The following is a 26846-nucleotide window of genomic DNA, read 5'->3' on the forward strand; positions in this document are numbered from 1 at the left end:
TCAAGGTCTCACAATGCGCCGAAAACCTTTTCCAATATTCGCCGGTAGATCCGGCTGAGTGCGTGGATGTCCTCGACCCGCGCATGTTCGCCGACTTTGTGCATGCTGGCATTGGGCAGGCCGAAATCGACCACCGGGCAGAGCTGGATGAGGAAGCGGCCGTCCGACGTTCCCCCGCTGGTCGACAATTCGGGCTCGATGCCCATTTCGTCGCGGATGGCCGATACGACCACGTCGTAGAGGTCTCCCGGTGGAGTCAGAAACGCTTCACCCGAAATTCGTGCGCGGACGGTCGAACCTGGCGCCTCACGCTCGGCGATGTCTTCGACCATCCTCACCAAGTCGGCGCCACGCTGGAGATTGTTGAAGCGGATGTTGAGCTGGGCGGTCGCGGATGCGGGAATGACGTTGCTGGCCTGGGTCGGGGTCGAAACGGCGGTCAATTCGAGGTTGGAAGGCGGAAATGCGTCGGTGCCATTGTCGAGGTGAAGCGCTTCGAGCGCATCGACCACCCTGGCCAGCTTGGGAATCGGGTTATCGGCCCGGTGGGGATAGGCGACATGGCCCTGCGTGCCGGGAACGTCGATCCACATATTGACCGAACCCCGCCGGCCGATCTTGATCGTGTCGCCCAGCCGGTCGACCGAAGTCGGCTCGCCGATCAGGATCATGTCGGGGCGGATGTCGCGCTCGTTAAGCCAGTCGATGATCCGCGGCGTACCGTAGGTGGCATAGCCTTCCTCGTCGCCGGTGATCAGTAAGGAAAGCGTACCCTTGTCCTGCGGCATCGCGGCCGCGGCGGATGCGAATGCGGCGATGGCGCTCTTCATGTCGTTGGCGCCGCGCCCGGTCATGACGCCATTTTCGACTATCGGATCGAACGGATCGCTATCCCAGCCGTCACCGGGCGGGACGACGTCGAGGTGGCCCGCGAAACCGAAATGGGGCGCCCCCGATCCGCGAATCGCGACCATATTCTCGGTCGGCCCATCAGGAGCTTCGCCCATCACCCAACGGTGAACCTCAAAGCCATTGGCGGTCAGCGCAGCCGCCAGTACGTCAAACACCTCGCCGCGCGCGGGCGTGATGCTGGGGCAGGCGATCAACGCCCTCGCAAGGTCGACGGGGTCGATGGACGATGTCATTCCTGTCGCGTAGCAAGGCAATCGCCATGCCGAAAGTCGATCTTGAACCAATCGCTCCGTCCAACGCCACCGGATACCCCGACCCCTATCATCGTGAAGTACAGGGTCGATGGTGGAAGCGCATCGCGCCGCTTGCCGGCCTGACCGAGCTTGGCGCCAGCCATGTGACGCTCGATCCTGGTGCCTGGTCGAGCCAGCGTCACTGGCATGAAACCGAGGACGAGATGGTCGTCATGCTCGCCGGCAAGGCAGTGCTGGTAGAGGATGATGGCGAGACGGAGGTCGGGCCTGGTGACATTCTTGCCTGGCCCAAGGGCAGCAGGAACGGCCATAATCTGGTCAACCGGTCGAACGAGCCGTGCACCTTCATCGCCATCAGCGCAGGCGAGCGTACCAGCGGCGGTTATTCGGACATCGACATGATCTGGACGGCCGACGGGACGTTTCGCCGTCGCGACGGCACCGAATATCCCAAGCGGGCCTAGGCCGTAGCCCCTTCATAGGCTTCGATCACCCAAGGCTCGTCCTGGGCCAGCTCGATCCATTCGACTACGTCGGCGCGATGCAGGACCGCTTCCATATAGGCGGCGGCGAACGGCGGTACGCGCACGCCATAGGTGACGAAACGCGTCACCACGGGCGCGAACATGATGTCGACAGCGCTCCAGTTGCAGAACAGATATTCACAGGTGCCGCCGAAGCGGGCGCGGGCCTGCGCCCACAGGTTGAGGATGCGGTTGATGTCCGCTTCCACCTCGCTGGACAGCTCGACCGAGCCAAAATTGCGGCGGACATTGAATGGCAGCTCGCGGCGAAGGGCGGAAAAGCCGCTGTGCATCTCGGCGGCCATCGAGCGGGCCATGCCGCGCGCCGCTTCAGCCTCCGGCCAAAAGCGGTCGCGCCCGACCTTGTCGGCGCAATATTCGATGATCGCGAGGCTGTCCCAAATGACGTTGTCGCCATCCCACAAGATCGGCACCTTGCCCAATGACGGGGCGAACTCATCGCCCTCGCGGCGCTGTTCCCACATTTCGTCGAACATCGGAACGACCAGCTCTTCAAACTCGAGGCCGGCATGCTTCAGCGCCAGCCAGCCGCGCATCGACCAGCTCGAGTAAGCGCGATTGCCGATGATCAGCTTCACTCGGGTCCCTTCCTACGTCACCCCGGACTTGATCCGGGGTCTGCCTTCATTCTGGTGCCGTCTGAAGAAAAGGCAGATCCCGGGTCAAGCCCGGGATGACGGCATGCCCTACGACGTAACCGCTTCCATGATCGCCGTCCTTAACTCGGCAATGCCGTCGCCGGTTTCGCTGGACGTCGGCAGGATGAGGGGATGGGCGGCCGGGTGCTTTGCCGCCTCCGCCTGGATCGCCTCGACGGTTTTGGCGAGCTCGGTCGGCTTGACCTTGTCGGCCTTGGTCAGGACCAGGTGGTAGCTGACCGCGGCATTGTCGAGCATCTTCATGACGTCGCGGTCGACGTCCTTGAGGCCATGGCGCGCGTCGACCAGGACCAAAGTGCGCTTCAGCACCTGCCGTCCGCGAAGGTAGTCGTTGATCAGGAAGCGCCAGCGCTTGACCATGTCTTTCGGCGCTTCTGCAAAGCCATAGCCCGGCATGTCGACCAGCCGGAAAACCAGCGGCTTCCCGACATCGAAATAATTGAGCTCCTGAGTCCGTCCGGGCGTGTTCGACGCGCGGGCCAGCTTGTTGCGGTTGGTGACCGCATTGATCAGCGAGCTCTTGCCGACATTGGAGCGGCCGGCAAAGGCTATCTCCGGAACGGTCGGGGCCGGCAGGTGCTGAAGCTGCGGGGCCGATTTCAGAAACTCGATCGGCCCGGCGAACAGCTTGCGCGCACGCTCGGCTGACTCTTCAGTCATTGTCCACCCCCGTTCGTGTCGAGCGCAGTCGAGACACGTCCCTCGACTTCGCTCGGGACGAACGGCGGGGAGGTGAACGTCACGTTTTCACCGGATGCGTGTCGGAGAGGTGCATGTCGTAGCGCTTGTAGAGCCACGCCTGCTGCGCGATCGTCAGGATATTGGAAGTGACCCAGTAGACGAGCAGGCCGGCCGCGAACGGCGCCATCACGAACATCAGCACCCACGGCATGATCGAGAAGATTTGCTGCTGCGTCGGGTCCATCTGCTGCGGGTTGAGCTTGAACTGGAGCCACATGGTAATGCCGAGCAACACGGCCAGCGGACCGATTGCGAGGAAAGACGGCGGCGTGAAGTTGAGCAGGCCGAACAGGTTCAAAATATGTGCCGGGTCAGGCGAGCTTAAGTCCTTGATCCATAGCGTGAACGGCTGGTGGCGCATTTCGACGCTGACCATCAGCACCTTGTAGAGCGCGTAGAACACCGGGATCTGGAGGAGGATCGGCAGGCAGCCCGCGGCCGGATTGATCTTCTCTTCCTGATACAGCTTCAGCATCTCCTGCTGCAGGCGCGGCTTGTCGTCCTTGTAGCGCTCCTGCAGCGCCTTCATCTTCGGCTGGATCTTGCGCATCCCGGCCATCGACCGGAACTGCTTGTCGGCAATCGGGAACATCAAGCCCCGGACGATGAAGGTCAGCGCGATGATTGCGAACCCGAAATTTCCGATCGTGTGGAACAGCCACAGCAGCAATTTGAAGATCGGGATCATGAAGAAGCGGAACCAGCCCCAGTCGATCGCCCGGTTGAGCGAAGGAATGCCAGCCGCTTCGTAGCGCTGAAGATAGGTATATTCCTTTGCGCCGGCGAACAGGCGGGTCTCGCTGCTCACCGCCTGGCCTGGTGCGACCACGAAAGGCGCTCCGGCATAGTCGGCCTGGTAGGCGCCCGACGGCGTCCGCTTGAAGCTGGCCTCAATTGGTGCGCCATTGGCCGGGGCAAGGGCGGTCAGCCAATATTTGTCGGTAAAGCCTAGCCAACCGCCACGGCTATCGAGGGTGACGCCTGACTTGTCTTCGTCCAGCGTTTCCCATTTGACGTCATATTCGGCCTTGTCGCCCAGATAGCTGATTGGGCCGACATGATTGGTCCATGTCGATGGATCCTTGCTCTTCTCCGCCCTGCTGGCGAGGCCGTAGATGCGGACCGCGACGGGAGCACTGCCACCGTTCACGACCCTCTGCTTGACCGTGAACAAATAGCCGTCGTCGACAGAGATAGTCTGTTCGAACCGCTGGCCGGTCGGGTTGGTCCAGCTCAGCGTCACCGGCTTGCCGGGCGAGAGCGTCATAGCGCTCGCGGTCCAGAGGCTGTTGGCATCCGGCGCCGCGACGCCTTCCCCAGTCCAGCCGAACTGCGTGAAATAGCTGTCCTTCGCGCCAGCCGGCGACAGCAGGCGAACGGGTGGGGAATCCTTGGCGATGGTCTCACGCTGCGCGACCAGGTCGAGGTCATCGAACCGCGCGCCCTTCAAATTGATCGAGCCCTGCAGGCTCGGCGTTTCGATCCTCACGCGCGGCGTCTCTGTCAGCACAATCGCTCGCTCGCGGATCGCCTGCGGCGTCTGGACTGCCGGAGCGGCTGGAGTAGCCGATGGCTGCGGAACCGGCTTCATCTTGCCATCGTCGACCTGCTGGGCCTGCGGCGCGGGGGTCGGGAGGAATTTCTCGGACAATAGCCCCCAGCCGAGCAGCACGATGGCGCTCAGCACGATCGCGAGGAGCATGTTGCGATTGTCGTTCACGTAATATTGTCCTTGAATTCAGGGGACCGGGTCGAAGCCCTGCCCACCCCAGGGATGGCAACGGAAGATGCGCTTTAGGGCGAGCCAGCTTCCTTTGAGCGCGCCATAGCGTTGCAAGGCGGTGATTGCATAGGCCGAACAACTTGGCTGGAAACGGCAGCTGGGAGGGAGCACGCGGCTGGGCCCCTTTTGCCACGCCCGGGTGAGCAGGATCAGGCCTTTGGTTATCATCTCGTCATTGCGAGCAAAGCGAAGCAATCCAGCGGCGCATGACTGGATTGCTTCGTCGCAACGCTCCTCGCAAAGACGATCATTGGGAAAGTTTCTTCAAAGCGCGCTTCAGCTCAGCCGTAAGGCTGGCATAATCGCGCTCAATCCCGCCTTGCCGCCCGATCAGCACATGGTCGGCGCCGGCAATTCCAAGGCCTGGCAGGGATTCGCGGGCAAGCGCGCGCAAGCGGCGCTTCATCCGGTTGCGGACGACCGCATTGCCGATCTTCTTGGTGACGGTGATGCCGATGCGCATCGTTGGATCGCCGTCGCCCCGCGGGCGGACGAGCAGGACGAAGCCGGGCATGGGAGCGCGCTTGCCGCTGTTGGCGGCGAGGAAATCCGAGCGCTTCCGAAGGGTGACTAGGCGCTGAGCTTCTTGCGGCCGCGTGCGCGGCGCGCGTTCAGCACCTTGCGTCCGCCGACCGTCGCCATGCGGCTGCGGAACCCGTGCCGCCGCTTGCGGACCAGATTGCTCGGCTGGAAAGTGCGCTTCATCGCTCATGCCTTCAAATATCGAATGAAAAGGGCCGCCGAAGCGGCCGTTGTTGAGGGCGCCGATAGTCGCGAGGGCGTGAGAAGTCAACGCCGATTGGGGGCTTCGTCATCGCCCTTGGGCAGGGAATAGCCCATTTCCTTGCGCTCCTCGCGGATCGCCGCTCGCCGCTTGGCACTCTTTCGCTGCAATCCCCAGTCAGCCCACCGGCCGATCTTGGGCTGCTTGCGCTTGAAGTCGACGTAACGGCGCTTGGCCCACATGCTGGTCTTGAGGACGAGTGCCAATCCCGCCGCGAATACGAAGATTCCGCCGGGGCCGGGCAGGGCGCCGACCGGAATTGCGGCGATCATCAGCAGGATACCGAGGGCGAAAATGCTCCATTCGACCACCGGGTGGTCGATAAAGCTCCGCCATTGGTCGCGACTGATCATACGTTCGATGTGGGCAGAAATTGAGACGAGACAAGGGCGCTTGCCTATCATTTCGGATGCGGTTGAGGGTCCGAATTCGCCACCGACATGGCCGTGATGGAGACGAAAAAGCGATCTGGGAGTGAGCGCGTGCAGCCGGATAGTTGGTGCTATCCGGCAATCAAGCGAGTGTTCCAGGGTGCTTTTGCGTCCCACCCAATGGGCATGGCCCTGCCGACGCATTGCTTCGTCGAAGCGCTTGACCGGGAAGGCAACGGCCCCGCTCTTCGCGCTTCTCCTCGCCCTGCATCCGGCAGGAGCCAGGTCACGGCTCTTGCCGGTGGTGAATCCGGACCCTAATCTGCTTTGGCCGAGCTAGGAGTAAGTTTGCGTCATCCTTGTGTGCGTAGCGCGGAAGGCGGCCGCTGATGGTCGCGACCGTGGCCACCGTCGCCTACCTTGGGCTCGAAGCAAGAGCTGTCGAAGTCCAGGTCCAGCTTTCGGCGGGACTTCCCGCCTTCGTCATTGTCGGCCTGCCGGACAATGCGGTGCGAGAGAGCCGGGAGCGGGTTCGTGCCGCATTGAGCGCGATCGGCCTTGCGCTTCCGCCCAAGCGGATCACCGTCAACCTGTCGCCGGCCGACCTGCCGAAGGAAGGGTCGCACTTCGACCTGCCGATCGCCCTCGGCCTGCTGGCGGCGATCGGAGCGACGGATGCCGAAAGCCTATCGCACTATGTCGCAGTCGGGGAGCTTGGCCTTGACGGACGCATCGCGGCCTCGCCCGGCGTGCTGCTGGCCGCGCTGCATGCAAGCGGGCAGGGGATGGGACTGATTTGCCCGGCAATCCAAGGCGCCGAGGCCGCCTGGGCCGGCAGTGTCGAGGTGCTCGCCGCGCCGGACCTGCTGGCCTTGCTATCCCATCTCAAGGGGACGCAGCTCCTCCGCCCGCCGGAACCGGGCGAGGCCGAGCCGGCGGTCGGAGGTCCCGACCTGAAGCAGGTCAAGGGACAGGAGGTCGCGAAACGGGCCTTGGAGATCGCCGCGGCCGGCGGACACAATCTGTTGATGAGCGGTCCGCCAGGTGCGGGAAAGTCACTGCTTGCCGCTTGCCTGCCGGGGATATTGCCCCCGCTTGAACCGTCCGAAGCGCTGGAAGTGTCGATGGTCGCCAGTGTCGCCGGTGAGCTGGAGGGCGGCCGCCTCCGCCGGCGCCGCCCGTTCCGTTCTCCGCACCACAGTGCCTCGATGCCGGCGCTGGTCGGCGGCGGGCTCAAGGTCCGCCCCGGCGAAATCAGCCTGGCTCATTTGGGAGTGTTGTTCCTCGACGAGCTCCCCGAATTCCAGCGGACCGTGCTCGATTCGCTGAGGCAGCCGCTGGAGACCGGGACCGTCAGCGTGGCGCGGGCCAACATGCACGTCACCTTTCCGGCGCGCGTGCAGATGGTGGCGGCGATGAATCCCTGTCGCTGCGGGCATCTCGGTGACCCGGCCCTCGCCTGCGCCCGCGCCCCGCGCTGCGCGGCCGACTATCAGGCCAAGGTTTCAGGACCTCTGCTTGACCGGATCGACCTCCACGTCGAGGTGCAGGGAGTTAGTGCCGCTGACCTGACCCTGCCGCCGCCCGCTGAGGGCAGCGATGCGGTGGCCAGGCGCGTCGCCAACGCCAGGTCCGTGCAATCGCGCCGGTTCAACGGCAATGGAGTGAGGACCAACGCCGAAGCCGACGGCGAGCTGCTCGATTCGATCGCAACGCCCGATGAGCCCGGTCGCAAGCTGCTGGCCGACGCGGCGGCAGCCATGCGGCTGAGCGCGCGCGGCTACCATCGCGTGCTTCGCGTCGCCCGCACCATCGCCGACCTGGCCGGGTTGGAGACAGTCGGACGCATCCATGTCGCGGAGGCCCTGAGCTATCGGCGGCAGGCGCCGCGCAACTAATTGCCATCGGCAAAAGGCTCGGCTAGCAGCGTCGCCGCGTGCCCCCGTGGCGGAATTGGTAGACGCGCTCGACTCAAAATCGAGTTCCGCAAGGAGTGTCCGTTCGAGTCGGACCGGGGGCACCAGCAACAGGCGCAGCCAGTCTGGGAGACTGGCGAGCATGTGGCTCCGGCCTAGTCCAAAAATCCCAGCATCCGCGCCATCTGGCGGCCAACTTAATGTTGATTAAGATGGGGCGATGGACGTGCGCCCAGACACACCCGCCGATTCGCCCTCGACCGATATGGAGGCGTTGCAGGTAAAGCGCGTCCGGCTGCTGGCTTCACTGACGCTGATGGCCGGTGTCGGCCTTATCCTCGCCCTGCCATTCGCCCTTCGCGCAGGCGCCGAATTCTTCCTGCCGGTGACCGCGGCGCTGGTCGTCGCAATTGCCTTGGTGCCAATGCTGGAATGGTTCGAGCGGCGCGGCGTCCCGTCGAAGCTGGCATCGCTGCTGTGCGTTCTGGTGTTCCTGGCGATCGCCATCTTCGCGATGGCGGCAATCATCTATCCGGCGATCGACTGGGTCGCGCTGATCCCGCAGCGGATCAACCGGGTGACCGATGCTCTGGCGCCGTTGCTCGACCTTTATTCGAACCTCGAGAAATTCATCGACAAGACGGCAGCTCGAATTTCGTTAGAGGCCAGCGAGGCCCGCACGGTGCGGGTCGAGACGCCCAATTCGCTGCTGGGCATCATCACCGCGTCGGCGCCGCATGCCGCGGTCCAGCTGTTCTTCGCGCTGCTGGTGATCTATTTCTTCCTCGCCGGCTGGACCGGCATGCGCAAGCGCACGATCGTCAGCCGCGGCAGCTTCGAGGGTGCTTTGACGACCGCCCGGGTCATCCAGCAGACGGTTGACGCGACCTCGACCTACATCGGCACGATCACCGTCATCAACGTCTGCCTCGGCGCGCTGACCGCGGCCATCCTGTGGGCACTGGGCATGGATTCGCCCGTCATGTGGGGCGGCATTGTCGCGGTGCTCAATTATATCCCTTACCTGGGTCCCATCGCGGCCGCGGCGTTGCTTGCGCTTGGCGGCCTGATGACCTTCGTCGATCCCTGGGCAGCGATGCTCCCGCCGCTGATTTTCATTTCGCTTCATATGATCGAAGCCAATGTGTTCACGCCGCTGGTGATCGGGCATCGGCTGACAATCAATCCGCTGCTGATCCTTGTTTCGCTGTCATTCTGGGCCTGGGTATGGGGCACGACGGGGGCGCTGCTGGCCGTCCCGCTGCTGATTATTTTCAAGACCGTGTTCGCCGCCGCGGGCACTCCGGACATCGCCGGTTTCCTGTTCGAGGACGGGACCCTGACCCATGTCGGCGAAGAGGAAGAAAAAGAAAGCTGAGCTTGTTGACAGGGTGGGGCGGCTCTCCTAGTTGCGCCGCCTCAGCCCAAAGCGCGGGTGTAGCTCAGTTGGTTAGAGCGCCGGCCTGTCACGCCGGAGGTCGCGGGTTCGAGCCCCGTCACTCGCGCCATTCATTCTTTTACGAACCGCCCGATTCCGCCAGTTGAGGCTGCGTCGATGACGTGGTCGAGCTGGCCACCGCGCTTCCCGTCCCCTCCGTTGACCGCCCAAACGGACGTTCTGCCGCGTGCGTACCGCCGTCGAGCGCAAACTTCAGATTGTCCGAAGCGGCGACCCGCTGGACATAGTCGACATGCTTGACCTTCTCGACCGCTTCGCGGGCTTCGGGCGTGAACAACAGCCGGACGCGGCCGTCCTTGCCCTCGATCAGCTTGGCGGCAGCCGCCTCGAGCTTCTCGACAGTGGTTGCGGAGGCCGTCAACGGGGTGAGGCTGTGCGGCGCGCTTAGCGCGGCGAGGCGCAATGCCGACGGATTGCCTTCGACCGCAGTCCAACGATCGTTGAACGCGGCGGGACGGCCCCAACCGCCGGGCCAGCGATAGAAGATGTGTGCTCCCTGGACGCTGGTCTTGACCAGGCTCGAGGCCCAGTAGGGGACGACATAGTTGGCATGGTAATGGGTGGCGAGGCCGACCGGCGCGTACACCGCGCCCTTCAACGCCTCATCCGCCACCTTGCGGGCGCGATTCCACAGGTCCGGCAACGGCGCGCGCGCCATCGAACCATCGCAAGTGAAGGTGAATTGGCAGCCGGTGGCGCGGGTGGAGCCTTCATAAACGACGCCGCAGACGCTGTTGGGGAAGGCCGGATGGCGGACGCGATTTAGAATGACCTGCGCCACGCCCCGCTGGCCGTCAGTCGGCTCCTGCGCTGCCTCGTAATAAATGGCGCTGGTCAGGCACTCCAATGCCCTGGCACGCGTCTCCGCCGAGGAATTGCCAAAGGCGAACGGCGTCGCGGCCGGATTCGGCCCAGTCGCTAGCGGAATGGTGGCATTGACCTGCAGCGCGGTCGCCGGCGCGAGGTCGCGGATCTGGTTGGGCAGCGGCTTGGCCAGCGGAACCGCCGGCTGAGCTTCCGTTTCCGTCGATCCAAAGGATGGGAGAACGGGCGTTGCTCCGCTGACCCCGGCGAGCGCCAGCAAGGCGGCGCCGAGCAGCCCGACCGCGATGGTTTCACGCGGATGGGTCTGCCAAGGGCGTGCCGCCAGAATTGCCTGGGGCCGGAAGGGTAAGCTCATTTGCATCGTCGGGAAGCGGTGAATTGGTGACCCAATACACTAAAATCAATGAACCTTCGACGAACGGTTCGTTTCAGGGACTGAAAGGCCGTCAGGCGCGGAATTTTCCCGTTTCCATCCACCGAAGAAGCGGCTTTAGCGGCAAAATCCATGCGATTCCCGCAACCAGGTAGAAGATCGTCTGTACCAGGACCGGCCAGCGGCCGACGGTTCCGGCAAGCGACGCTACCAGCACCCCCCACACCGCGATCAGCGCGAGAATGGCGAAGATTCCGGCCGGTTTGCGCCAGCTTGGCTCGGCCTTCACCGATACATCTCCAGCCCATCAGGTGACGCGAAACCGTCAAGCGTCACGTCCCAATGATCGGCGGGTATCTCCTCATCCAGCTTCTGCACGCTCCAGCCGACGCCGATCAGCAGGGCGCCATGCTCCCGCAATTTGCCCAGGACCCGATCATAATGGCCTTTGCCCTGTCCCAGCCTGGTGCCGTGCCGGTCGATCGCGACAAGCGGAACCAGCACCAGGTCGGGAAAGACCTCCGGTGCATCGAGCGGCGGCTGGAAACAGGCCCAGGGACCGGATTCGGTCGGATCGCCGGCAAGAAAGCGGAAATTGCTCTGATGGTCGGCAAAGGCCGGATAGGCGACGACTGATCCGCTGTGGGCGGCCGCCTCCATCGCCGGGAGCGGGCTGATTTCGCTTGGCAGCGGGCAATAGCCGCCGATCACGCGCGACTGGGCAATCAATGGCTTCAAGGCATCAGCAAGTTTGAGCTCGAGCGCGCCGCGATCGTCGCGGCCGAGCGACTCGATGAAGGTCCGGCGCTGCTCGCGCGCCTCCCTGCGCAAGGTGACCTTGTCGGCCGCTAGAGAAGGATGTGACGGGACCACCATGGGCCGTTTGCCGGAAATCCTCTGACGCCACAACGTCAGGTGGGCGCCGTGTGCATTGGGCCAGGGCCCAAACAGGGACAGCTCCCGTTCGGATTACATCGCCTCAGGGATAACTCAAGGCTCGTACCGGGCAGACCCGTCGCCTACCTACTTAGGCGTTGGCGTCGCTTCGCTCAAGGCTGTCGGCAAGCGATTCGAGCCGATCGGCGAGGCGGCTGGTCCGATCGATCAACGCTTCATCGGGTCCCTTGGGAAGCTCGAACTCCTTCCCGTCGACGATCTGGTCGGCCAGCAACAGCGCCGCAAACAGCAGCTGGCGCGATTCGGACAAGGTGCCGAGCCCGGCCAGCGCTTCCCGGCTTTTCTGGTCGACCATCGCGCCGGCGCGCCGCAGCGTTTCCTCCTCGCCGTTACGGCATGCGACCTTGTAGGGGCGACCGGCGATGGTCAGCTCGACCTCAGCCATCAGTGACCCGCCTCGCGAATGATGATGTCGAGCTCGGCCAGCGCATCGGCAACCTGGGCCCGAAGCGCCTGGTCCTTGCCGTCACCCATCGTTCCACGCTCGACCGCGCGTTCGATGCGGAGCAATGCTCGCTCGGCCCGATCCATGGCTTCTTCCAAGGGCGTATTGCTCATGGTTGAGAAGGCGTAGCAGATTGCAGAGGCTCTGCAAGAACCTGCTAAGGTTGACGTCACGCCATGTCGCGACAATAGGCACGAAGCCATCGGCCAGCCGAATCCCCCGCCCCGGCCGACCCATGGGAGATTTCATGCCGACGCAACGCCGACTCGCCAACGCCATTCGTGCCCTGGCGATGGATGCGGTTGAGGCCGCCAACAGCGGCCATCCGGGCATGCCGATGGGCATGGCCGACGCCGCCACCGCACTCTTCACACGCCATCTGAAGTATGACCCGGCCGATCCGCATTGGCCGGACCGCGACCGGTTCGTCCTGTCGGCGGGACATGGGTCGATGCTGATCTACGCGCTGCTGCACCTGACCGGCTATGCGCGCCCGACGATCGAGGACATCCGACACTTCCGCCAGCTGCACAGCCCGTGCGCCGGCCATCCGGAAAGCTTCGAGCTGGCCGGAATCGAAACCACCACGGGTCCCCTGGGCCAGGGACTTGCCGCGTCGGTCGGCATGGCGATCGCCGAGCGGCATCTGAACGCCGTCTATGGCGACGATCTGGTCGATCACCGCACCTTCGTCATCGCCGGCGACGGGTGCCTGATGGAAGGCATCAATCATGAAGCGGCAGGCCTGGCCGGGCATCTGAAGCTTGGCCGGCTTATCGTCCTGTGGGACGACAACAAGATCACGATTGACGGTTCGACCGAGCTCAGCCGCAACGAGGATGTCCTGGCTCGCTACGATGCGATGGGCTGGCACACGCTGGAATGCGACGGGCTCGACTCGGCAAAAGTGTCCAAGGCCATCGACCAGGCGGTGGCTGACCTGCGGCCGTCGCTGATCCGCTGCAAGACGATCATCGGCTATGGCGCGCCCAACAAGCAGGGCACTGCCGCGACCCATGGCTCGCCGCTTGGTGCCGACGAAGTAGCCGCGGCTCGCAAGGAGCTTGGCTGGGATAACCCGCCGTTCGAAGTTCCCGACGACGTCGCAAAGGCCTGGCGCGAAGCCGGCGCGCGGGGCGGCAAGGATCGGGCCGAATGGCTTCAGCGCCTGAAGGACAGCGGCAAGGCGCAGGAATTCAACGATCGTATGGCCGGCAAGGTCGATAATGGCTGGCTGGCATCATATCTCGACAAGCTGCTGGCCGATCCGCCCAAGGTCGCGACGCGCAAGGCGTCGGAAATGGCGCTTGAGGCAATCAATGATGCGATTCCGGCAACGATCGGCGGTTCGGCCGACCTCACCGGTTCGAACAATACCAAGACCAAGGCGATGCAGACGCTCGACGCATCCAATTATGGCGGGCGCTATATCTATTACGGAATCCGCGAATTCGGCATGGCCGCCGCGATGAATGGCATGGCGCAGCACGGCGGAGTCACGCCCTATGGAGGCACCTTCCTGGTCTTCTCCGACTATAGCCGTCCGGCAATCCGGCTCGGCGCGCTGTCGGGTGCCAAGGTGATCCACGTCATGACCCATGACTCGATCGGCCTTGGCGAGGACGGCCCGACCCACCAGCCGATCGAGCATTTGCAGTCGCTCCGCGCCATGCCTGGCCTTCACGTCTACCGGCCGGCTGACGCGGTCGAAACCGCCGAATGCTGGCATGCCGCGCTCGATAATGATGGGCCGAGCCTGCTTGCCTTGTCGCGGCAAAACCTGTCGCCTGTCCGGACCAAGCGGATGGGTGAGAATCTTTGCGCCAAGGGCGGCTATCGGCTGAAAGCTGCCGAAGCGGACCGCAAGGTGATCCTGATCGCCACCGGGTCCGAGGTCGAAATCGCGCTGGGCGTGGCGGCGAAGCTGGAAGGCGAGGGGATCGGCGCCGACGTCGTCTCCATGCCCTGCACCGAAGCGTTCGACGCGCAGCCGGCCAGCTATCGCGAGGACCTTCTTCCCGACGTTTCCAACCGCGAAATTCTTCGCGTGTCGATCGAGGCCGGGACGACATTCGGCTGGGAGCGCTACACCGGCCTCCATGGCCTTCGTATCGGTATCGACAGGTTCGGCGCGTCCGCCCCGGCCGTCGATCTCTATGAATTTTTCGGGCTGACCGTGCCCAAGATCACGGGCCGCGTGCTCGACCACATCAAAGTTAGGGAGATTGCATGACAAAAGTCGCCATCAATGGTTTCGGCCGCATCGGCCGCCTCGTCGCTCGCGCCATTCTGGAGCGCGACGACCACGGCCTCGAGCTGGTCGCGATCAATGACCTGGCCGACGCCAAGTCCAACGCGATGCTGTTCAAGCGCGACAGCGTCCACGGGGCGTTCCCGGGCGAGGTCAGTTCGGACGGCGATGCGATGGTCGTCAACGGCAAGCGGATCAAGGTGACCGCCGAGCGGGACCCGGCCAAGCTGCCGCATAAGGAACTGGGCGTCGAAGTCGCTCTCGAATGCACCGGCTTCTTCACCGACCGCGAGGGCGGACAAAAGCATCTCGACGCAGGCGCCAAGCGGGTGCTGATTTCGGCCCCGGCCAAGGGTGCCGACCTGACCGTCGTCTATGGCGTAAACCACGACAAGCTGACGGCAGCGCACACGATCGTGTCCAACGCCAGCTGCACCACCAACTGCCTGGCGCCGGTCGCCAAGGTTTTGAACGATTTGGTGGGGATCGAGCGCGGCCTCATGACCACGATCCACGCCTACACCAACGACCAGAAAATCCTCGACCAAATCCATCCGGACATGCGCCGCGCCCGTGCCGCCGCCATGTCGATCATCCCGACCACGACTGGCGCCGCGCGCGCAGTCGGTGAGGTTCTGCCCGAGCTCAAGGGCAAGCTCGACGGTTCGGCGGTGCGCGTGCCGACGCCCAACGTCAGCCTGATCGACCTGACCTTCACGCCCGGCCGCGATACGACCAAGGAAGAGATCAACGCCGCGCTCAAGGCCGCGTCGGAGAGCGGTCCGCTGAAGGGCATTCTCGCCTACACCGACGAGCCCCTGGTTTCGATCGATCTCAACGGCGACCCGGCCAGCTCGACCGTTGATAGCCTGGAAACCGCGGTTCTCGAAGGCAAGCTGGTCCGCGTCGTCAGCTGGTACGACAATGAGTGGGGCTTCTCCAACCGCATGGTCGACACAGCCGGCGCGATCGCCAAGTTGATTTAGGCCACGCACCACCTCCGTTCGTCCCGAGCGCAGTCGAGGGACGGGGTGAGGCGGTCGTGCCAGCGCACCTCGACTTCGCTCGGTACGAACGGAAGTTTATTGATGAGCAAGGGTTTCAAAACGCTCGACGATCTGCCGGATCAGCTGACCGGCAAGAAGGTGCTGGTCCGGGTCGACCTCAACGTGCCGATGGATGGCGCCAAGGTGACCGACGACACGCGGCTTCGGGCAATGCTGCCGACGGTGCTGGAGCTTAGCGATCGCGGCGCGATCGTGCTGCTGCTGTCGCACTTCGGCCGGCCCAAGGGCGAAACACGGCCCGACATGTCGACCGCCCAGCTGGTGCTGCCGATTCACCGGCTTTCCGGAAGGTCGGTTCGGTTCATCGAGGATTGCGCCGGACCGGAGGCACAGCGGGCAGTTTCGACCATGTTGCCCGGCAATATCGGCGTGCTGGAAAACACGCGCTTCCACGACGGCGAGGAAGAGAATGATCCGGAGTTGGCCAAGGGGATGGCGGCGCTAGGCGATTTCTACGTCGACGACAGTTTTTCGACCGCGCACCGCGCCCATGCCTCGACCGAAGGCATCACCCATTACCTGCCGAGCTATGCCGGGCGCGCGATGCAGGCAGAGCTGACCGCGCTGGAACGCGCTCTCGGTAATCCCGAGCGGCCGGTCGCGGCGGTGGTCGGCGGCGCCAAGGTTTCGACCAAGCTCGCCGTCCTCGGGCACCTTGTCAGCAAGGTCGATCATTTGATCATCGGCGGCGGCATGGCCAACACCTTCCTTGCCGCGCGCGGAGTCGATGTCGGCAAGTCGCTGGCCGAGAAAGACCTGATCAGTGAGGCGGAAAGCATTTTCGAGCGGGCGGACGTAGCCGGCTGCACCATCCATCTGCCCTATGACGTGGTCGTGGCAAAGGAGTTTGCGCCCAATCCTTCGAGCCTGCGCACATGCAATGTCCATGAAGTGGCCGCCGACGAAATGATTCTCGACGTTGGCCCGGCGGCAGTCGAGGCGCTGGCCGATGCGCTCAAGACCTGCCGCACGCTTGTGTGGAACGGACCGCTTGGCGCGTTCGAAACGCCGCCGTTCGACGAGGCGACGGTGGCACTTGCCAAGACCGCGGCTGCGCTGACCCAGGACGGTAGCCTGGTATCGGTCGCTGGCGGCGGCGACACGGTTGCGGCCTTGAATCATGCCGGCGTGGCGGGCGATTTCAGCTTCGTCTCGACCGCCGGGGGAGCTTTTCTGGAATGGATGGAGGGCCGCACGCTGCCAGGCGTGGCCGCCCTCGAACGAGCATAGGAACGATCAGCATGACGACGACGGAAATGAGCGACAAAATTGCCAAGGGGAACGGCTTCATCGCCGCGCTTGACCAGTCGGGCGGGTCAACCCCCAAGGCGCTCAAGGGCTATGGCATCGAGGAAGGCGCGTGGGGCAGCGACGAGGAAATGTTCGGCCTGATCCACGACATGCGGAGCCGGATCATCACCGCGCCCTCATTCGGCAGCGGCAAGGTGATCGGCGCGATCCTGTTCGAGCGGACGATGGATGGAACGGTCGACGGCAAGCCGACTCCGCAGGCGCTGATCGACCAGGGCGTCGTGCCGTTCATCAAGATCGACAAGGGCCTTGAGGACGAAGCCGACGGCGTCCAGTTGATGAAGTCGATGCCCGAGCTCGATGCGCTGCTGACCAAGGCGAAGGGCCTTGGCGTATTCGGGACCAAGGAACGTTCGGTCATCAATCTTGCCAACGCCGAGGGCATTGCGGCGGTGGTCGCGCAGCAATTCGATGTCGCCCGCCAAGTGCTGGCGCACGGCATGGTGCCGATCATCGAGCCGGAGGTGAACATCAAGAGCCCCGAGCGCGCCGCCGCCGATCGCATCCTGCTAACCGAGATTTTGAAGAACCTCGACGCAGTTCCCGAAGGTCAGAAGGTGATGCTCAAGCTGTCGCTGCCGGTCGAGGCCGGCCTGTTCCAGCCGCTGGTCGACCATCCCAAGGTGCTGCGCGTGGTGGCGCTGTCGGGCGGGTTCAGCCGCCACGATGCCTGCGTCGAGCTCGGCCGGAACCCGGGCATGATCGCCAGCTTCAGCCGCGCTTTGCTGTCGGACCTCCGGGCTCAGCAAAGCGATGAGGAATTCGACCGCACGCTCGGCATTGCGATCGATGAGATTTACTCGGCGTCGGTGGCCTAAAGCCCCCCGTCAAACCGGAAGGTGAAGCGATAGGAGCGGGGGTCGGGTTCGGCCCCCGCAACCTTTGCCGGGACGGCCGAGACCAGCGTCAGCGTTCCGTCGGCGACCGGCTGGCCCTTGCCCAATTCCAAATCCATGACGCGATGCCATGAGCCGCCGATTATGTCGCTGCGCACAATCAGCCTTCCCGCCCACACGCACTGGACGTTGGAAGGACAGCGGCTGTCCTCGACGACCTGGAGCGGCCGGACGCGAATTCCGTTGGTGTAGGCAATCTGTCCGATGCCCGCGGTCGGGCCCGCCTCGGCTGACGGAATAGTGGCGCAAGAGGCAAGTGAAAGGGTGGCTAAAGCAACTAGCAGTTTCATTGGACGATCTCTCCCGGTTCGCTAATGAGCGCGGCATGAATGAGGATGACGCCGATCTCAGCGCCTTTGTTCCGCCGGTGCGGACCGATCCCTGCCAACTCTACCTGATTAGTCCGCAGGATATCGGCGGCAGCTTCCCTGACCGGCTGAAGGCGGCGCTGGCGGGTGGGCCGGTGGCGGCGTTCCAGCTACGCGTAAAGGGCGTCGACCAGCACGAGCTCGCCCGGCTGGCCGAACCGCTCCAGCGGATCTGCGCTGACGCCGATGTCGCCTTCATCGTCAACGACAGTGTCAGCCTGGCAAAGCGGCTCGCGGCTGATGGAGTTCACCTCGGCCAAGGCGACGGTGACCCGCGCGAGGCGCGAGCAATCCTTGGGCCCAGCAAGCAAATCGGCGTCACCTGCCACGCCAGCCGTCACCTGGCGATGGAGGCCGGCGAAGCAGGGGCCGATTATGTCGCGTTCGGCGCCTTCTACGACACCATGACCAAGCCCAGCGAGCACCGGCCCGACCCGGCGATGCTGAGCTGGTGGGCGTCGCTGTTCGAAATTCCCTGCGTCGCGATCGGCGGCATCACGCCCGGCAATGCCGCGCCGTTGGTGGCTGCGGGCGCCGACTTCATCGCGGTCTGCAACGCAGTGTGGGGGAGGGATGATCCGGCCGGCGAAGTCGCCAAATTCGCCGAGCTATTCGCGGTCTAGCGTTTCGCGTCGACCCGCAGCAGGGTACCGCGCCGAAATGCGTCGATTGCACTCAATATGTCGCGACGGGTCACGGTTCCCAGTGCGGCTTCGAGTTGTGAGTGAGAGCGAATTGCACCGCTTTCGACGAATTGGCGGACCAACCGGTCAGCAAGCTCGTCATTGCTTTGCGCGGCGCTGATGTCACGGCCGAGAATATGGCGGCGGGCGGCATCGATTTCCGCATCGGTCGGCGGTTGGCTGGCCAGGAACGCAAGTTGCCGACGGAGCTCCTCGACGAACGCATCGGCCTTGTCGCTGTCGACCCCGCTCTTGATACAGATCCAGCTGCTCCGGCCGTTGGTCCGGTAGCTGCCGTCGATGAAGTAGGTAAGGCCTTTGTCGGCGATCGCCGACCGGCCCAGGCGGCCGGAATAATCATGGGCCAGCACGTAAAGCAGCATCCGCCAGGCCAGGCCCTCCCGGCTCGCCGGGGGTGGGGCAGGCACCACATAGCCGACGGCCCCCTGAGCGAAGGGTAGGTCGGTCGTCATCACCGATTCTGCCGCCCGGCCCTGGGGCGTGAATGGGATCGGGCGCGGCATCTTCGCGGGCGCCAGGCCGCCCAACGCGCGCTCAGGCTCCGGGGTCACCAGGGCGGGCTCGACGGAGCCGCTCACCGCAAGCATCAGGGGCAAGGCTGTCGCTGGCCGCTGGAGGCGCATGGCCGAAGCGATCATCCCTTCGAGCATCTCGTCGGGGTCGTTGCCGCCCACCTCGGCCGCCGCGACCGGCAGATTGGCGGCGGTCCGAACCTTTGCGATCAGATCCGCGAATTGATCCCGGCTTCCGCTCCGTTCGATGAGGCCCAAGCCGGGCAGTTCCGCCGGCGAGCTCTCCCCCTCGACCGGTGCCGTCATCAGCAGCTTCACGGTCAGTCCGTCGGTCCGTGGGTTGGGCAGGAAGACGACGGGCAGGCCGCTGTGAAGTTCGCGCACTGCGGGCGGCGAGGCCGCAATTTCATCCGTCCCTGAGCCAGCTTGCTGCGGCGTTGGCGCAGCCGCCGCGCTTGCGCCAAGGTCATCCTGGTGCGTCGCCTTCCCCGGCACATACCAGCCGACAGTGCGCAGCATTGGATCGAGATAGGCGGTGGCGACGCGCCGAATGTCTTCAGCGCTGACCGCCTGCACGCGGTCAGCAAGGTGGACGAGCATGTCATAGGCACCGATCCCGGCCATGAAGGCCAGTTGGTGGGCGGCATCCTCGGTTGTTTCCACATCGGCTTCGAGTTGGCGAAGAACGTTCCGTTTCGCCTCCGCCAGTTGCTCGGGCGATGGTGGACGTTGGCGCAAGGATTCGAGGCGTCGGGCAATTTCGGCGAGTATCGAGGCACGATCCGTGCCTGGATCGAGCGATCCCCGGATCGTGAAAATATAGCGATCGGCGCTGGGGGTGAACCAGGTCGCCAGGTCGCCGGCGACGCCATGGAGAAGCGAGCCGGCCTCTGCCGCCGTGCCCCAGTCATTCTGGCGGAAGTTGAGACCCGAGCCGCCGCCCACGAGCTGCTGCAGCAGCAGGAAAGGCGGCACATCGGCATTAGACGCGGCCGGGGCAGGATAGGCGATGGTAAAATATTGCCGGCTGACCGGCCCGGACAGCAGTGTCTGCCGCTCTCCTAGCTGCTGAGGTTCGGCGGTCGATCGATGCGTTGGCGCCGAGCGAGCGGGAATCGCCTGGAAATAGCGCGCGACCAGCGCCTTGGCGGCTGTGGGATCGACGTCGCCGGCAATGGCAAGGACCGCGTTCGCCGGGACATAATGCTGATCATAGAAAGCCCGGGCGTCGTCCAGCGTCAGGGCCTCAACATCGCTTTCATAACCGATGGTGTTGTTGCGGTAAGGGTGCGCCTGGAATGCAGTCGCCGTCACCACATCGAGCAGGACTGAGGCGGGGTCGTTTTCGTAGCCGTGCATCTCGGTAATGACGGCGCCTTTTTCCGCGGCGATTGCGGCGGGGTCGATGGTAACCCTGGCCATCCGGTCGGCCTCGATGCGCAACAGCAGGTCAAGCCCGTCCCTTGGCATGGTCGCGAAGTAGGTCGTCTGGTCGATCCAGGTATAGCCGTGCCACTCGCCGCCGCCGTCGTAGATTGCCTCGGTCGCGGCGCCATTGGGGAAATATTTGCTGGCGCGGAACGCCAGATGCTCGAGGAAATGGGCGAGGCCGGTCTTGCCCGCCACCTCGTCGCGACCGCCGCTCATGTAGAGGGCCTGCACGCTCACCACCGGGAATGTGTGATCCTCAAGGATCATCACGGTAAGCCCGTTCGGCAAGCGCGAGATGTCGGCCCTGGAAAGATCAAGCTTCGCAAATGCCGGAGCAGCGCCGAGCGCGGCGAGGATCGCGAATGTTGCGAGACGTTTGAGCATGCCCCTCCTGCGCCGCATCATCGGCGAGCGAACGCAAGGGCGCAACCATGGGATATTCCGGCGCCGATCATCGTTTCTCCTGCAAATCGATCAAAAATTCAGGAGAGTTGCGTGAAAACCCCCGTGAAATGCGTAGGCATCGGCCTGGCCGCTGCCCTGTTGACCGTTGGCGCAGGCGCCCAACCATCCAAACCAGCCAAGCCCTGGGTTGCGCCCGGCACTCCGGGCAGCCCGATCGACGGGACGATATTCCACGCCCAGGTGCTGCTCGGCGCCGCCGGTTTCTCGACCGGAGTGATCGACGGCAAGGAGGGCATGTCGTTCAAGGCGGCGGTCCGCGGTTTCCAGCAATCGCGCGACTTGCGGCCGACGGGAAGGTTGGACGCGGCGACGCGCCGCGCATTGCTCGAGCAGAACCGTCCGTCGACCATCAGCGTGAAGCTTACCCCGACCGATATTAGCGGCGACTACGTCTATCCCTATCCGAAGAAGCCGGAGGGACAGGCCAAGCTCAAATTCGCGTCATACCGCAACATGCTGGAGGAAGTTGCCGAGCGCTACCACACCACGCCCGACACGATTGTCGCATTGAATGGTCCGACGGCGCTGATCGGCGTCGGCCAGGCGCTGCGGCTGCCTAACGTTATTCCGACCAGTACGAGTTACGAGGGTTCGCCGCTCAAGGACGAATATCGCAGCTGGTTCGTGAAGCTGAATGTCGAGGCAAATGTCCCGCAGGGCAGTTATATCATTGTCGATAAGAGCGAGGGACAGCTCAAGGTAATGGACGACAGAGACCGGCTGGTTGCCCAATTCCCGGTGACGACGGGATCGCAGCACGACCCGCTACCGCTGGGTACATGGAAGGTGCCGACCTTCTCCTTCATGCCCCCATTCCACTACCAGCCCGACCTGTTCTGGGATGTCGATGACAGCAAGGACGAGAAAATGCTTCCAGCCGGGCCGAACGGGCTGGTCGGCGTTGCCTGGCTCGACCTTACGAAAGAGCATTACGGCATTCACGGAACGCCCGAGCCGCGGACCATTGGCCGGACCGAAAGCCACGGCTGCATCCGCATGACAAATTGGGACGTGCTGAGGTTGTCGCGGATGGTGAAGCCCGGCGTCAGGGCGGTGTTCCAGGCGTGAGCTACCGCACCGCCGTCACCCGCATCGGCTGGATTGTGGTGATCGCGGTGCTGGTCACGGCGGCGACGATCTTCGCCTACAATATCGGCTATGGCGCCGGGCAGGGCGAAATCATGGTCGCCGGAGAAAAGCAGGTCGTCGACGGAAAAGGCGCGCCTCCCGTAACCGTTGCCGAAGGCGTCGTGGTCGGTCCGGCCGGGCTGGTAATCCCGGTCGTCGGCGTAGAACCGGGCCAGCTGGTCGATACCTACACCCAGGCGCGGGCCGGCGGACAGCGCACACATGACGCAATCGACATCATGGCGGCGGAAGGAAGCCCCGTGGTTGCGGCGGCGCCGGGCAGGGTTGAAAAGCTCTACTTCTCCAACGGTGGCGGCGGGATTAGCGCCTATATCCGGTCCGATGACGGACGCTGGATCTATTATTACGCTCACCTGCAAGGCTATGCGCCGGGCATCGCCGAAGGGCAGCGCATTGCTCGCGCCCAGCCGATCGGACGGGTTGGGCACACCGGCAATGCCAGTCCCGACGGCCCGCATCTCCATTTCGCGATCTTGCGGATGAATCCAGGCGAACGTTGGTGGCAGGGGGCAGCGATCAATCCCTATCCGCTGCTTGCCGGGAAGCCCGCGAAACGCTAGGGGGCGCCCGCATATTCGGGAGGGCGACTTCCCCGGCTCTTTTTCATCTCTCTGGCATATAGGCGATCACCATGAAGATCAGCGGCGTCGACATTCGTCCCGGCAACATCATTGAATATGAAGGCGGCATCTGGCGCGCCGTGAAGATCCAGCACACCCAGCCGGGCAAGGGTGGGGCCTATATGCAGGTCGAGATGAAGAACCTCATCGACGGCCGCAAGACCAATGTCCGCTTTCGCTCGGCCGAGACGGTCGAGCGCGTCCGGCTGGACACCAAGGATTTTCAGTTCCTGTTCGCCGACGGCGACATGCTGACCTTCATGGACAAGGACAATTACGAGCAGATCAACTTGGCCCGCGATTTGCTGGGTGACGCTGCAGCCTTTCTTCAGGATGGCATGGACGTGGTCATGGAGCTTCATGACGAACGTCCGATTTCCGTCCAGCTGCCCGATACGGTCGAAGCGACCATCGTCGAGGCCGATGCCGTCGTGAAGGGCCAGACCGCAAGCTCCAGCTACAAGCCCGCCATGCTCGACAATGGTGTGCGCGTCATGGTCCCGCCACACATCGGTGCGGGCACGAAGATCGTGGTCGACGTTTATGAGCAAACCTATGTGCGGCGCGCCGACTGATGGTTTCACACAGCGGCCTGATCACCGTGATGACCCGCGCCGCCCGCAAGGCGGCGCCGCGGCTGCGTCGGGACTATAATGAAGTCGAGCAGCTGCAGGTATCGAAGAAGGGTCCGGCCGACTTCGTGTCGATGGCCGACAAGCGGGCCGAACAGACCATCCTCGACGACCTCCGCAATGCGCGGCCCGACTGGGGCATCGTCAGCGAGGAAACCGGCGAAATTGCCGGCGACCCCAACAAGCCGCGCTGGATCGTCGACCCGCTGGATGGAACGACCAACTTTCTGCACGGCGTGCCACATTTTTCCATTTCGATCGCGGTTGAGGAACCGCTACCCGGAGGCAAGACCGGGATCAGTCACGGGCTGGTCTATCAGCCGCTGACCGATGAGACGTTCTGGGCCGAAAAGGGCCGTGGCGCCTGGCTGAACGAACGGCGCTTGAGGGTGTCGGCGCGGCGCAATCTCGACGAGGCGTTGATCGGCACCGGCATCCCCCATTTCGGCCGCGGCGATATCGCCCGCTGGTCGCGGATCTTCGGTGCGATCGGACCCGAAGTCAGCGGCATTCGCCGGCTGGGTTCGGCCGCGCTCGACCTGGCCTGGGTCGCGGCCGGGCGCTTTGACGGCTTTTGGGAAGACGACCTCGACATTTGGGATACAGCGGCGGGCCTGCTGCTGGTCCGGGAAGCGGGCGGTTTCGTCAGCGACTATCGCGGGCAGGACCGGATGATCGAGCGCCGGGAATATCTGGCCGCGAGCGGCGAGCTTCACAGCAAGCTGCACAAATTGCTGGCAGGGTCGCTGCGTTGATCCTGGCGGCGGCGGCGGCGGTCATGCAACCGCAGACGCTGTTTACCGTCGATCCGGTTCACCGGTTGATTGAGGGCGTCGCCAGCGACGGAAGGAACATCTGGCTATCGAGCCTGATCGACCGGCAGATCCTGCAATGCGGGAAAAGCTGCAAGACAATCGCTACGCTGCCCGAAAGCCTGCATCCATTCGCCATCGCCTGGGACAAGCAGCGCAAACGGCTGTGGGTCGCGGCGGATTGTCCGCCGGGCGTATCCTTCATCAAGGCCTGCGATCGCGGCGCGCTGATAGCCCTCGACAAGCGCGGCAAATTGCGCACCCGCATTTCGCCGTTCGTGGGCCAGTTCCATCCCGGCGATGTGTCGGCATCGAACGGGCAGGTGTTCGTTAGCGATAGCCAGAACGGAATGGTTTACCGGCTTGTGTCGAATGACCGGGCGCTGATGGCGGTTGTCCTGCCGGGAGTGGGCAAGAGCGCCCAGGGGACCGCGCTCGACGCGAGCGGCAAGCAGCTGCTTGTCGCCGATTACAGCCAGGGCATTGCCATGACCGGCCTGTCCGACTTCAAGCGCACCCTGCTTTTGCGCCAGGATGGCAAGCCGCTGCGCGGAGTCGATGGGCTGGCGCGCTGCGGCGATACTTATTTTGGCATTTACAACGGGGCGGCGCCGGGCAGCCTCCTGACCATCAGGATGCGCCCTGGCGGAATCGAATATGGCGAATTGGTCGAAAACCTTAAGCTACCGGACCCGACCCAGCTTGCGTTCGACGGCAAGCGATTGCTGGTCGTTCCGGACAGTGGCTGGGAATTGGCCCTAAAGGGCGAAATTCGGACCAAGGGCGCCCCAATCCTCTCGATCCCGCTCAGCAAGGACTGCAAGCCCCGATAATTGCGAATCATTCTCACATTTCCACGCCTTGCCCGACGCAAGACGGCGTCCTAAAGCGCGCCCAACCTAGTCCCCTTGCGGAGTCCTCCCTTGGCCAGCGTCGCTGCCGGATATCTGCCGATCCTTTTGTTTCTCGCCGTCGCGCTGGCGCTGTCGACGGCGTTCGTCGTGCTGCCGATGCTGGTCAGCCGGCTGACCGGAACGCACAAGCCGGACGCCGAAAAACTTAGCGAATATGAGTGCGGCTTTCCCGCTTTCGACGACAGCCGCGCGCAGTTCGATGTCCGCTTCTACCTGGTCGCGATCCTGTTCATCGTGTTCGATCTGGAAGCGGCCTTTCTCTACCCCTGGGCGGTCAGCCTGATGGGCACTGGCTGGACCAGCTGGATCGCAATGATGATCTTCCTCGTCGAACTGGGCCTCGGCCTTGCCTATGCGTGGAAGAAGGGAGCGCTCGAATGGGAGTGATGCTGAGCCCCGGGCGCAACCCGAATATCACCGAAGAGGAAGTTGCCCGCGCCGCCGGGCTGGTTCCGGGCAGCGTCGAGGAAAAGAAGTTCCTCGAGATGCGCAGGGAGCTGGACGAGAAGGGCTTCCTGGTCACCACGACCGAGGATCTGTTCACCTGGGCCCGTACCGGCTCGCTGTGGTGGATGACTTTCGGCCTGGCCTGCTGCGCGGTCGAGATGATTCACGTCAACATGCCGCGTTACGACCTGGAGCGGTTCGGCGCCGCGCCGCGCGCTTCCCCGCGCCAGTCGGACGTGATGATCGTCGCCGGAACGCTGTGCAACAAGATGGCGACCGCCCTGCGCAAGGTTTACGACCAGATGTCGGAACCGCGCTACGTCATCTCGATGGGCAGCTGCGCCAATGGCGGCGGCTATTATCACTACAGTTACTCGGTGGTGCGCGGATGCGACCGGATCGTGCCGGTCGACATCTATGTTCCCGGCTGCCCCCCGACCGCCGAAGCATTGCTCTACGGCATCATGCAGCTGCAGCGGAAAATCCGCCGTGAGGGGACCATCGACCGGTGAAGATGCCTGCCCCCGTGATCCAGGCCCGCGCGGGCTTCACTGACGCCTATCGCTCGGCGATCGGCGATGCATTCATTGCCTCGCGCGACCATGTCGACGAGCTGACGATCACGGTGAAGCGTGACGCGCTGGTCGAAGCCTGCCGCGTCGCTCGCGACAAGTTCGGTTACCAGCAGCTGATGGAAATTGCCGGCGTGGACTATCCCGAGCGGCCCGAGCGGTTCGAAGTCAATTATCACCTGCTGTCGGTAACCGAGAACCACCGCATCCGCATCAAGGTCACGACCGACGAGGATACGCCGGTACCCAGCGTTACTTCGCTGTGGCCGGTAGCCGGCTGGCTCGAGCGCGAAGTGTTCGATCTTTACGGTGTTGGTTTCGCGGGCAATGCGGACCTTCGCCGGATCCTCACCGATTACGGGTTCGAGGGCTATCCGCTGCGGAAGGACTTCCCGCAGACCGGCTATGTCGAACTGCGCTATTCCGAAGCCGAGAAGCGGGTGGTTTACGAGCCGGTCCAGTTGCCGCAGGACTTCCGCAACTTCGACTTCCTGATGCCGTGGGAAGGGCCTGAATATCGCCTGCCTGGCGACGAAAAGACGGTTGGGCAAGCGCCAGGTGCGCCGAGCCCGGCTCCGGCGCCCAGCGCGCCGCCGAAGGCTGAAGCAAAGAAGCCGGCTGCGAAGAAGAAGGCGCCAGCCAAGCCGAGGGCGAAGAAGTCATGAGCGAAA

At 63.9% G+C, this 26846-nt stretch carries 30 protein-coding genes, 2 tRNA genes, 1 other RNA gene and 1 pseudogene; 18 read left to right on the forward strand and 16 right to left on the reverse strand.

What is annotated here, in order from left to right; all coding sequences use genetic code 11:
- Positions 1 to 8 precede the first annotated feature (8 nt).
- Positions 9 to 1145, reverse strand: coding sequence for a succinyl-diaminopimelate desuccinylase (gene dapE / locus LZ518_RS02490; protein WP_249914464.1), 1137 nt, complete (start codon positions 1143 to 1145; stop codon positions 9 to 11).
- 26 nt (positions 1146 to 1171) lie between these two features.
- Here dapE and LZ518_RS02495 point away from each other — a divergent pair, with 26 nt between their 5' ends.
- Positions 1172 to 1630: a cupin domain-containing protein gene (locus LZ518_RS02495; RefSeq protein WP_249914465.1), complete on the forward strand. Its 459-nt coding sequence runs from the start codon at positions 1172 to 1174 to the stop codon at positions 1628 to 1630.
- Here the strand turns inward: LZ518_RS02495 and LZ518_RS02500 are convergent.
- From LZ518_RS02500 to LZ518_RS02530, 7 genes and pseudogenes are all read right to left on the reverse strand, one after another.
- On the reverse strand, positions 1627 to 2289 hold the full coding sequence (locus tag LZ518_RS02500) for a glutathione S-transferase family protein (RefSeq protein WP_249914466.1): 663 nt from the start codon (positions 2287 to 2289) through the stop codon (positions 1627 to 1629). The genes LZ518_RS02495 and LZ518_RS02500 overlap by 4 nt on opposite strands.
- A gap of 108 nt (positions 2290 to 2397) precedes the next feature.
- Positions 2398 to 3030, reverse strand: a complete 633-nt coding sequence (gene yihA, locus LZ518_RS02505; protein ID WP_249914467.1) for a ribosome biogenesis GTP-binding protein YihA/YsxC — start codon at positions 3028 to 3030, stop codon at positions 2398 to 2400.
- A 79-nt stretch (positions 3031 to 3109) separates the two neighbouring features.
- Positions 3110 to 4831 carry a membrane protein insertase YidC gene (yidC, locus tag LZ518_RS02510; protein WP_249914468.1) on the reverse strand — a complete coding sequence of 574 codons (1722 nt, stop codon included), beginning with the start codon at positions 4829 to 4831 and terminating at the stop codon, positions 3110 to 3112.
- Positions 4832 to 4849: 18 nt separating this feature from the next.
- Positions 4850 to 5062, reverse strand: coding sequence for a membrane protein insertion efficiency factor YidD (gene yidD / locus LZ518_RS02515; protein WP_249914469.1), 213 nt, complete (start codon positions 5060 to 5062; stop codon positions 4850 to 4852).
- Between the two features lie 79 nt (positions 5063 to 5141).
- Positions 5142 to 5453: pseudogene (gene rnpA / locus LZ518_RS02520) on the reverse strand (ribonuclease P protein component); the annotation flags it as partial.
- A gap of 11 nt (positions 5454 to 5464) precedes the next feature.
- Entirely contained in the window at positions 5465 to 5599 is a 135-nt protein-coding gene (rpmH, locus tag LZ518_RS02525) for a 50S ribosomal protein L34 (protein ID WP_037504084.1), read from the reverse strand.
- Positions 5600 to 5683: 84 nt separating this feature from the next.
- On the reverse strand, positions 5684 to 6031 hold the full coding sequence (locus LZ518_RS02530) for a hypothetical protein (protein ID WP_249914470.1): 348 nt from the start codon (positions 6029 to 6031) through the stop codon (positions 5684 to 5686).
- 407 nt (positions 6032 to 6438) lie between these two features.
- Between LZ518_RS02530 and LZ518_RS02535 the strand changes: the two genes are divergently transcribed.
- The 4 genes from LZ518_RS02535 to LZ518_RS02550 all read left to right on the forward strand — a co-directional run bounded on the left by LZ518_RS02535 (position 6439) and on the right by LZ518_RS02550 (position 9473).
- Positions 6439 to 7947, forward strand: a complete 1509-nt coding sequence (locus tag LZ518_RS02535; RefSeq protein ID WP_249914471.1) for a YifB family Mg chelatase-like AAA ATPase — start codon at positions 6439 to 6441, stop codon at positions 7945 to 7947.
- A gap of 40 nt (positions 7948 to 7987) precedes the next feature.
- Positions 7988 to 8072, forward strand: a tRNA-Leu gene (locus LZ518_RS02540).
- A gap of 113 nt (positions 8073 to 8185) precedes the next feature.
- Entirely contained in the window at positions 8186 to 9343 is a 1158-nt protein-coding gene (locus LZ518_RS02545) for an AI-2E family transporter (protein ID WP_249914472.1), read from the forward strand.
- A 53-nt stretch (positions 9344 to 9396) separates the two neighbouring features.
- Positions 9397 to 9473 (forward strand) — tRNA-Asp (locus tag LZ518_RS02550).
- Positions 9474 to 9482: 9 nt separating this feature from the next.
- Here LZ518_RS02550 and LZ518_RS02555 read toward each other — a convergent pair.
- The 6 genes from LZ518_RS02555 to LZ518_RS02575 all read right to left on the reverse strand — a co-directional run bounded on the left by LZ518_RS02555 (position 9483) and on the right by LZ518_RS02575 (position 12137).
- On the reverse strand, positions 9483 to 10604 hold the full coding sequence (locus LZ518_RS02555; RefSeq protein ID WP_249914473.1) for a cell wall hydrolase: 1122 nt from the start codon (positions 10602 to 10604) through the stop codon (positions 9483 to 9485).
- Between the two features lie 91 nt (positions 10605 to 10695).
- Positions 10696 to 10911, reverse strand: a complete 216-nt coding sequence (locus tag LZ518_RS02560) for a DUF2842 domain-containing protein (protein WP_249914474.1) — start codon at positions 10909 to 10911, stop codon at positions 10696 to 10698.
- Complete coding sequence (locus tag LZ518_RS02565; protein WP_249914475.1) at positions 10908 to 11498, reverse strand: 5-formyltetrahydrofolate cyclo-ligase; 591 nt, start codon at positions 11496 to 11498, stop codon at positions 10908 to 10910. The genes LZ518_RS02560 and LZ518_RS02565 overlap by 4 nt, the downstream gene beginning before the upstream one ends.
- Positions 11485 to 11638, reverse strand: a non-coding RNA gene (ssrS, locus tag LZ518_RS13590) — 6S RNA. The genes LZ518_RS02565 and ssrS overlap by 14 nt, the downstream gene beginning before the upstream one ends.
- Positions 11639 to 11649: 11 nt before the next feature.
- Entirely contained in the window at positions 11650 to 11964 is a 315-nt protein-coding gene (locus LZ518_RS02570; protein ID WP_249914476.1) for a cell division protein ZapA, read from the reverse strand.
- Positions 11964 to 12137: a hypothetical protein gene (locus tag LZ518_RS02575; RefSeq protein ID WP_249914477.1), complete on the reverse strand. Its 174-nt coding sequence runs from the start codon at positions 12135 to 12137 to the stop codon at positions 11964 to 11966. The genes LZ518_RS02570 and LZ518_RS02575 overlap by 1 nt, the downstream gene beginning before the upstream one ends.
- A 134-nt stretch (positions 12138 to 12271) precedes the next feature.
- On the opposite strand from LZ518_RS02575, the gene tkt reads away from it, so the two are divergent.
- From tkt to LZ518_RS02595, 4 genes are all read left to right on the forward strand, one after another.
- On the forward strand, positions 12272 to 14257 hold the full coding sequence (gene tkt, locus LZ518_RS02580; protein WP_249914478.1) for a transketolase: 1986 nt from the start codon (positions 12272 to 12274) through the stop codon (positions 14255 to 14257).
- Positions 14254 to 15261 (forward strand): type I glyceraldehyde-3-phosphate dehydrogenase, encoded by a 1008-nt coding sequence (gene gap / locus LZ518_RS02585; protein WP_249914479.1) that lies wholly within the window; start codon positions 14254 to 14256, stop codon positions 15259 to 15261. Before tkt ends, gap begins: the two co-directional genes overlap by 4 nt.
- Positions 15262 to 15363: 102 nt before the next feature.
- Positions 15364 to 16572 carry a phosphoglycerate kinase gene (locus LZ518_RS02590; RefSeq protein WP_249914480.1) on the forward strand — a complete coding sequence of 403 codons (1209 nt, stop codon included), beginning with the start codon at positions 15364 to 15366 and terminating at the stop codon, positions 16570 to 16572.
- An 11-nt stretch (positions 16573 to 16583) separates the two neighbouring features.
- Positions 16584 to 17471: a fructose bisphosphate aldolase gene (locus LZ518_RS02595; protein WP_249914481.1), complete on the forward strand. Its 888-nt coding sequence runs from the start codon at positions 16584 to 16586 to the stop codon at positions 17469 to 17471.
- Here the strand turns inward: LZ518_RS02595 and LZ518_RS02600 are convergent.
- A complete protein-coding gene (locus LZ518_RS02600; RefSeq protein ID WP_249914482.1) occupies positions 17468 to 17839 on the reverse strand; it encodes a hypothetical protein in 372 nt (123 codons plus the stop codon). The two genes, LZ518_RS02595 and LZ518_RS02600, sit on opposite strands and share 4 nt — an antisense overlap.
- Positions 17840 to 17874: 35 nt before the next feature.
- Between LZ518_RS02600 and thiE the strand changes: the two genes are divergently transcribed.
- On the forward strand, positions 17875 to 18540 hold the full coding sequence (thiE, locus tag LZ518_RS02605; protein ID WP_249914483.1) for a thiamine phosphate synthase: 666 nt from the start codon (positions 17875 to 17877) through the stop codon (positions 18538 to 18540).
- Here thiE and LZ518_RS02610 read toward each other — a convergent pair.
- On the reverse strand, positions 18537 to 20948 hold the full coding sequence (locus LZ518_RS02610) for a M16 family metallopeptidase (RefSeq protein WP_249914484.1): 2412 nt from the start codon (positions 20946 to 20948) through the stop codon (positions 18537 to 18539). The genes thiE and LZ518_RS02610 overlap by 4 nt on opposite strands.
- Positions 20949 to 21059: 111 nt before the next feature.
- On the opposite strand from LZ518_RS02610, the gene LZ518_RS02615 reads away from it, so the two are divergent.
- The 8 genes from LZ518_RS02615 to LZ518_RS02650 all read left to right on the forward strand — a co-directional run bounded on the left by LZ518_RS02615 (position 21060) and on the right by LZ518_RS02650 (position 26840).
- Positions 21060 to 22097 (forward strand): L,D-transpeptidase family protein, encoded by a 1038-nt coding sequence (locus tag LZ518_RS02615; RefSeq protein WP_249914485.1) that lies wholly within the window; start codon positions 21060 to 21062, stop codon positions 22095 to 22097.
- Positions 22094 to 22738: a M23 family metallopeptidase gene (locus LZ518_RS02620; protein ID WP_249914486.1), complete on the forward strand. Its 645-nt coding sequence runs from the start codon at positions 22094 to 22096 to the stop codon at positions 22736 to 22738. Before LZ518_RS02615 ends, LZ518_RS02620 begins: the two co-directional genes overlap by 4 nt.
- Before the next feature lie 71 nt (positions 22739 to 22809).
- A complete protein-coding gene (gene efp / locus LZ518_RS02625) occupies positions 22810 to 23373 on the forward strand; it encodes an elongation factor P (protein WP_249914487.1) in 564 nt (187 codons plus the stop codon).
- Positions 23373 to 24185 (forward strand): inositol monophosphatase family protein, encoded by an 813-nt coding sequence (locus tag LZ518_RS02630; RefSeq protein WP_249914488.1) that lies wholly within the window; start codon positions 23373 to 23375, stop codon positions 24183 to 24185. The genes efp and LZ518_RS02630 overlap by 1 nt, the downstream gene beginning before the upstream one ends.
- Before the next feature lie 23 nt (positions 24186 to 24208).
- Complete coding sequence (locus LZ518_RS02635) at positions 24209 to 25075, forward strand: NHL repeat-containing protein (RefSeq protein WP_249914489.1); 867 nt, start codon at positions 24209 to 24211, stop codon at positions 25073 to 25075.
- 90 nt (positions 25076 to 25165) lie between these two features.
- Positions 25166 to 25543 carry an NADH-quinone oxidoreductase subunit A gene (ndhC, locus tag LZ518_RS02640; protein ID WP_249914490.1) on the forward strand — a complete coding sequence of 126 codons (378 nt, stop codon included), beginning with the start codon at positions 25166 to 25168 and terminating at the stop codon, positions 25541 to 25543.
- Positions 25534 to 26115, forward strand: coding sequence for a NuoB/complex I 20 kDa subunit family protein (locus LZ518_RS02645; protein WP_431358206.1), 582 nt, complete (start codon positions 25534 to 25536; stop codon positions 26113 to 26115). Before ndhC ends, LZ518_RS02645 begins: the two co-directional genes overlap by 10 nt.
- Positions 26112 to 26840, forward strand: coding sequence for an NADH-quinone oxidoreductase subunit C (locus tag LZ518_RS02650; protein WP_431358207.1), 729 nt, complete (start codon positions 26112 to 26114; stop codon positions 26838 to 26840). Before LZ518_RS02645 ends, LZ518_RS02650 begins: the two co-directional genes overlap by 4 nt.
- Positions 26841 to 26846 lie beyond the last annotated feature (6 nt).

The organism is Sphingomonas brevis, from assembly GCF_023516505.1.
Classification (GTDB): Bacteria; Pseudomonadota; Alphaproteobacteria; order Sphingomonadales; family Sphingomonadaceae; genus Sphingomicrobium; species Sphingomicrobium breve.

Coding starts and splice junctions, on each gene's coding strand:
- tkt (WP_249914478.1), top strand. CDS start 12,272: ATGCCGACGCAACGCCGACTCGCCAACGCCATTCGTGCCCTGGCGATG.
- LZ518_RS02555 (WP_249914473.1), bottom strand. CDS start 10,604: ATGAGCTTACCCTTCCGGCCCCAGGCAATTCTGGCGGCACGCCCTTGG.
- gap (WP_249914479.1), top strand. CDS start 14,254: ATGACAAAAGTCGCCATCAATGGTTTCGGCCGCATCGGCCGCCTCGTC.
- LZ518_RS02495 (WP_249914465.1), top strand. CDS start 1,172: ATGCCGAAAGTCGATCTTGAACCAATCGCTCCGTCCAACGCCACCGGA.
- yihA (WP_249914467.1), bottom strand. CDS start 3,030: ATGACTGAAGAGTCAGCCGAGCGTGCGCGCAAGCTGTTCGCCGGGCCG.
- LZ518_RS02545 (WP_249914472.1), top strand. CDS start 8,186: ATGGACGTGCGCCCAGACACACCCGCCGATTCGCCCTCGACCGATATG.
- LZ518_RS02570 (WP_249914476.1), bottom strand. CDS start 11,964: ATGGCTGAGGTCGAGCTGACCATCGCCGGTCGCCCCTACAAGGTCGCA.
- LZ518_RS02535 (WP_249914471.1), top strand. CDS start 6,439: ATGGTCGCGACCGTGGCCACCGTCGCCTACCTTGGGCTCGAAGCAAGA.
- thiE (WP_249914483.1), top strand. CDS start 17,875: ATGAATGAGGATGACGCCGATCTCAGCGCCTTTGTTCCGCCGGTGCGG.
- LZ518_RS02635 (WP_249914489.1), top strand. CDS start 24,209: ATGCAACCGCAGACGCTGTTTACCGTCGATCCGGTTCACCGGTTGATT.
- LZ518_RS02630 (WP_249914488.1), top strand. CDS start 23,373: ATGGTTTCACACAGCGGCCTGATCACCGTGATGACCCGCGCCGCCCGC.
- LZ518_RS02595 (WP_249914481.1), top strand. CDS start 16,584: ATGACGACGACGGAAATGAGCGACAAAATTGCCAAGGGGAACGGCTTC.
- yidD (WP_249914469.1), bottom strand. CDS start 5,062: ATGATAACCAAAGGCCTGATCCTGCTCACCCGGGCGTGGCAAAAGGGG.
- LZ518_RS02530 (WP_249914470.1), bottom strand. CDS start 6,031: ATGATCAGTCGCGACCAATGGCGGAGCTTTATCGACCACCCGGTGGTC.
- LZ518_RS02645 (WP_431358206.1), top strand. CDS start 25,534: ATGGGAGTGATGCTGAGCCCCGGGCGCAACCCGAATATCACCGAAGAG.
- rpmH (WP_037504084.1), bottom strand. CDS start 5,599: ATGAAGCGCACTTTCCAGCCGAGCAATCTGGTCCGCAAGCGGCGGCAC.
- LZ518_RS02575 (WP_249914477.1), bottom strand. CDS start 12,137: ATGAGCAATACGCCCTTGGAAGAAGCCATGGATCGGGCCGAGCGAGCA.
- LZ518_RS02610 (WP_249914484.1), bottom strand. CDS start 20,948: ATGCTCAAACGTCTCGCAACATTCGCGATCCTCGCCGCGCTCGGCGCT.
- LZ518_RS02565 (WP_249914475.1), bottom strand. CDS start 11,498: ATGGTGGTCCCGTCACATCCTTCTCTAGCGGCCGACAAGGTCACCTTG.
- LZ518_RS02590 (WP_249914480.1), top strand. CDS start 15,364: ATGAGCAAGGGTTTCAAAACGCTCGACGATCTGCCGGATCAGCTGACC.
- dapE (WP_249914464.1), bottom strand. CDS start 1,145: ATGACATCGTCCATCGACCCCGTCGACCTTGCGAGGGCGTTGATCGCC.
- LZ518_RS02600 (WP_249914482.1), bottom strand. CDS start 17,839: ATGAAACTGCTAGTTGCTTTAGCCACCCTTTCACTTGCCTCTTGCGCC.
- efp (WP_249914487.1), top strand. CDS start 22,810: ATGAAGATCAGCGGCGTCGACATTCGTCCCGGCAACATCATTGAATAT.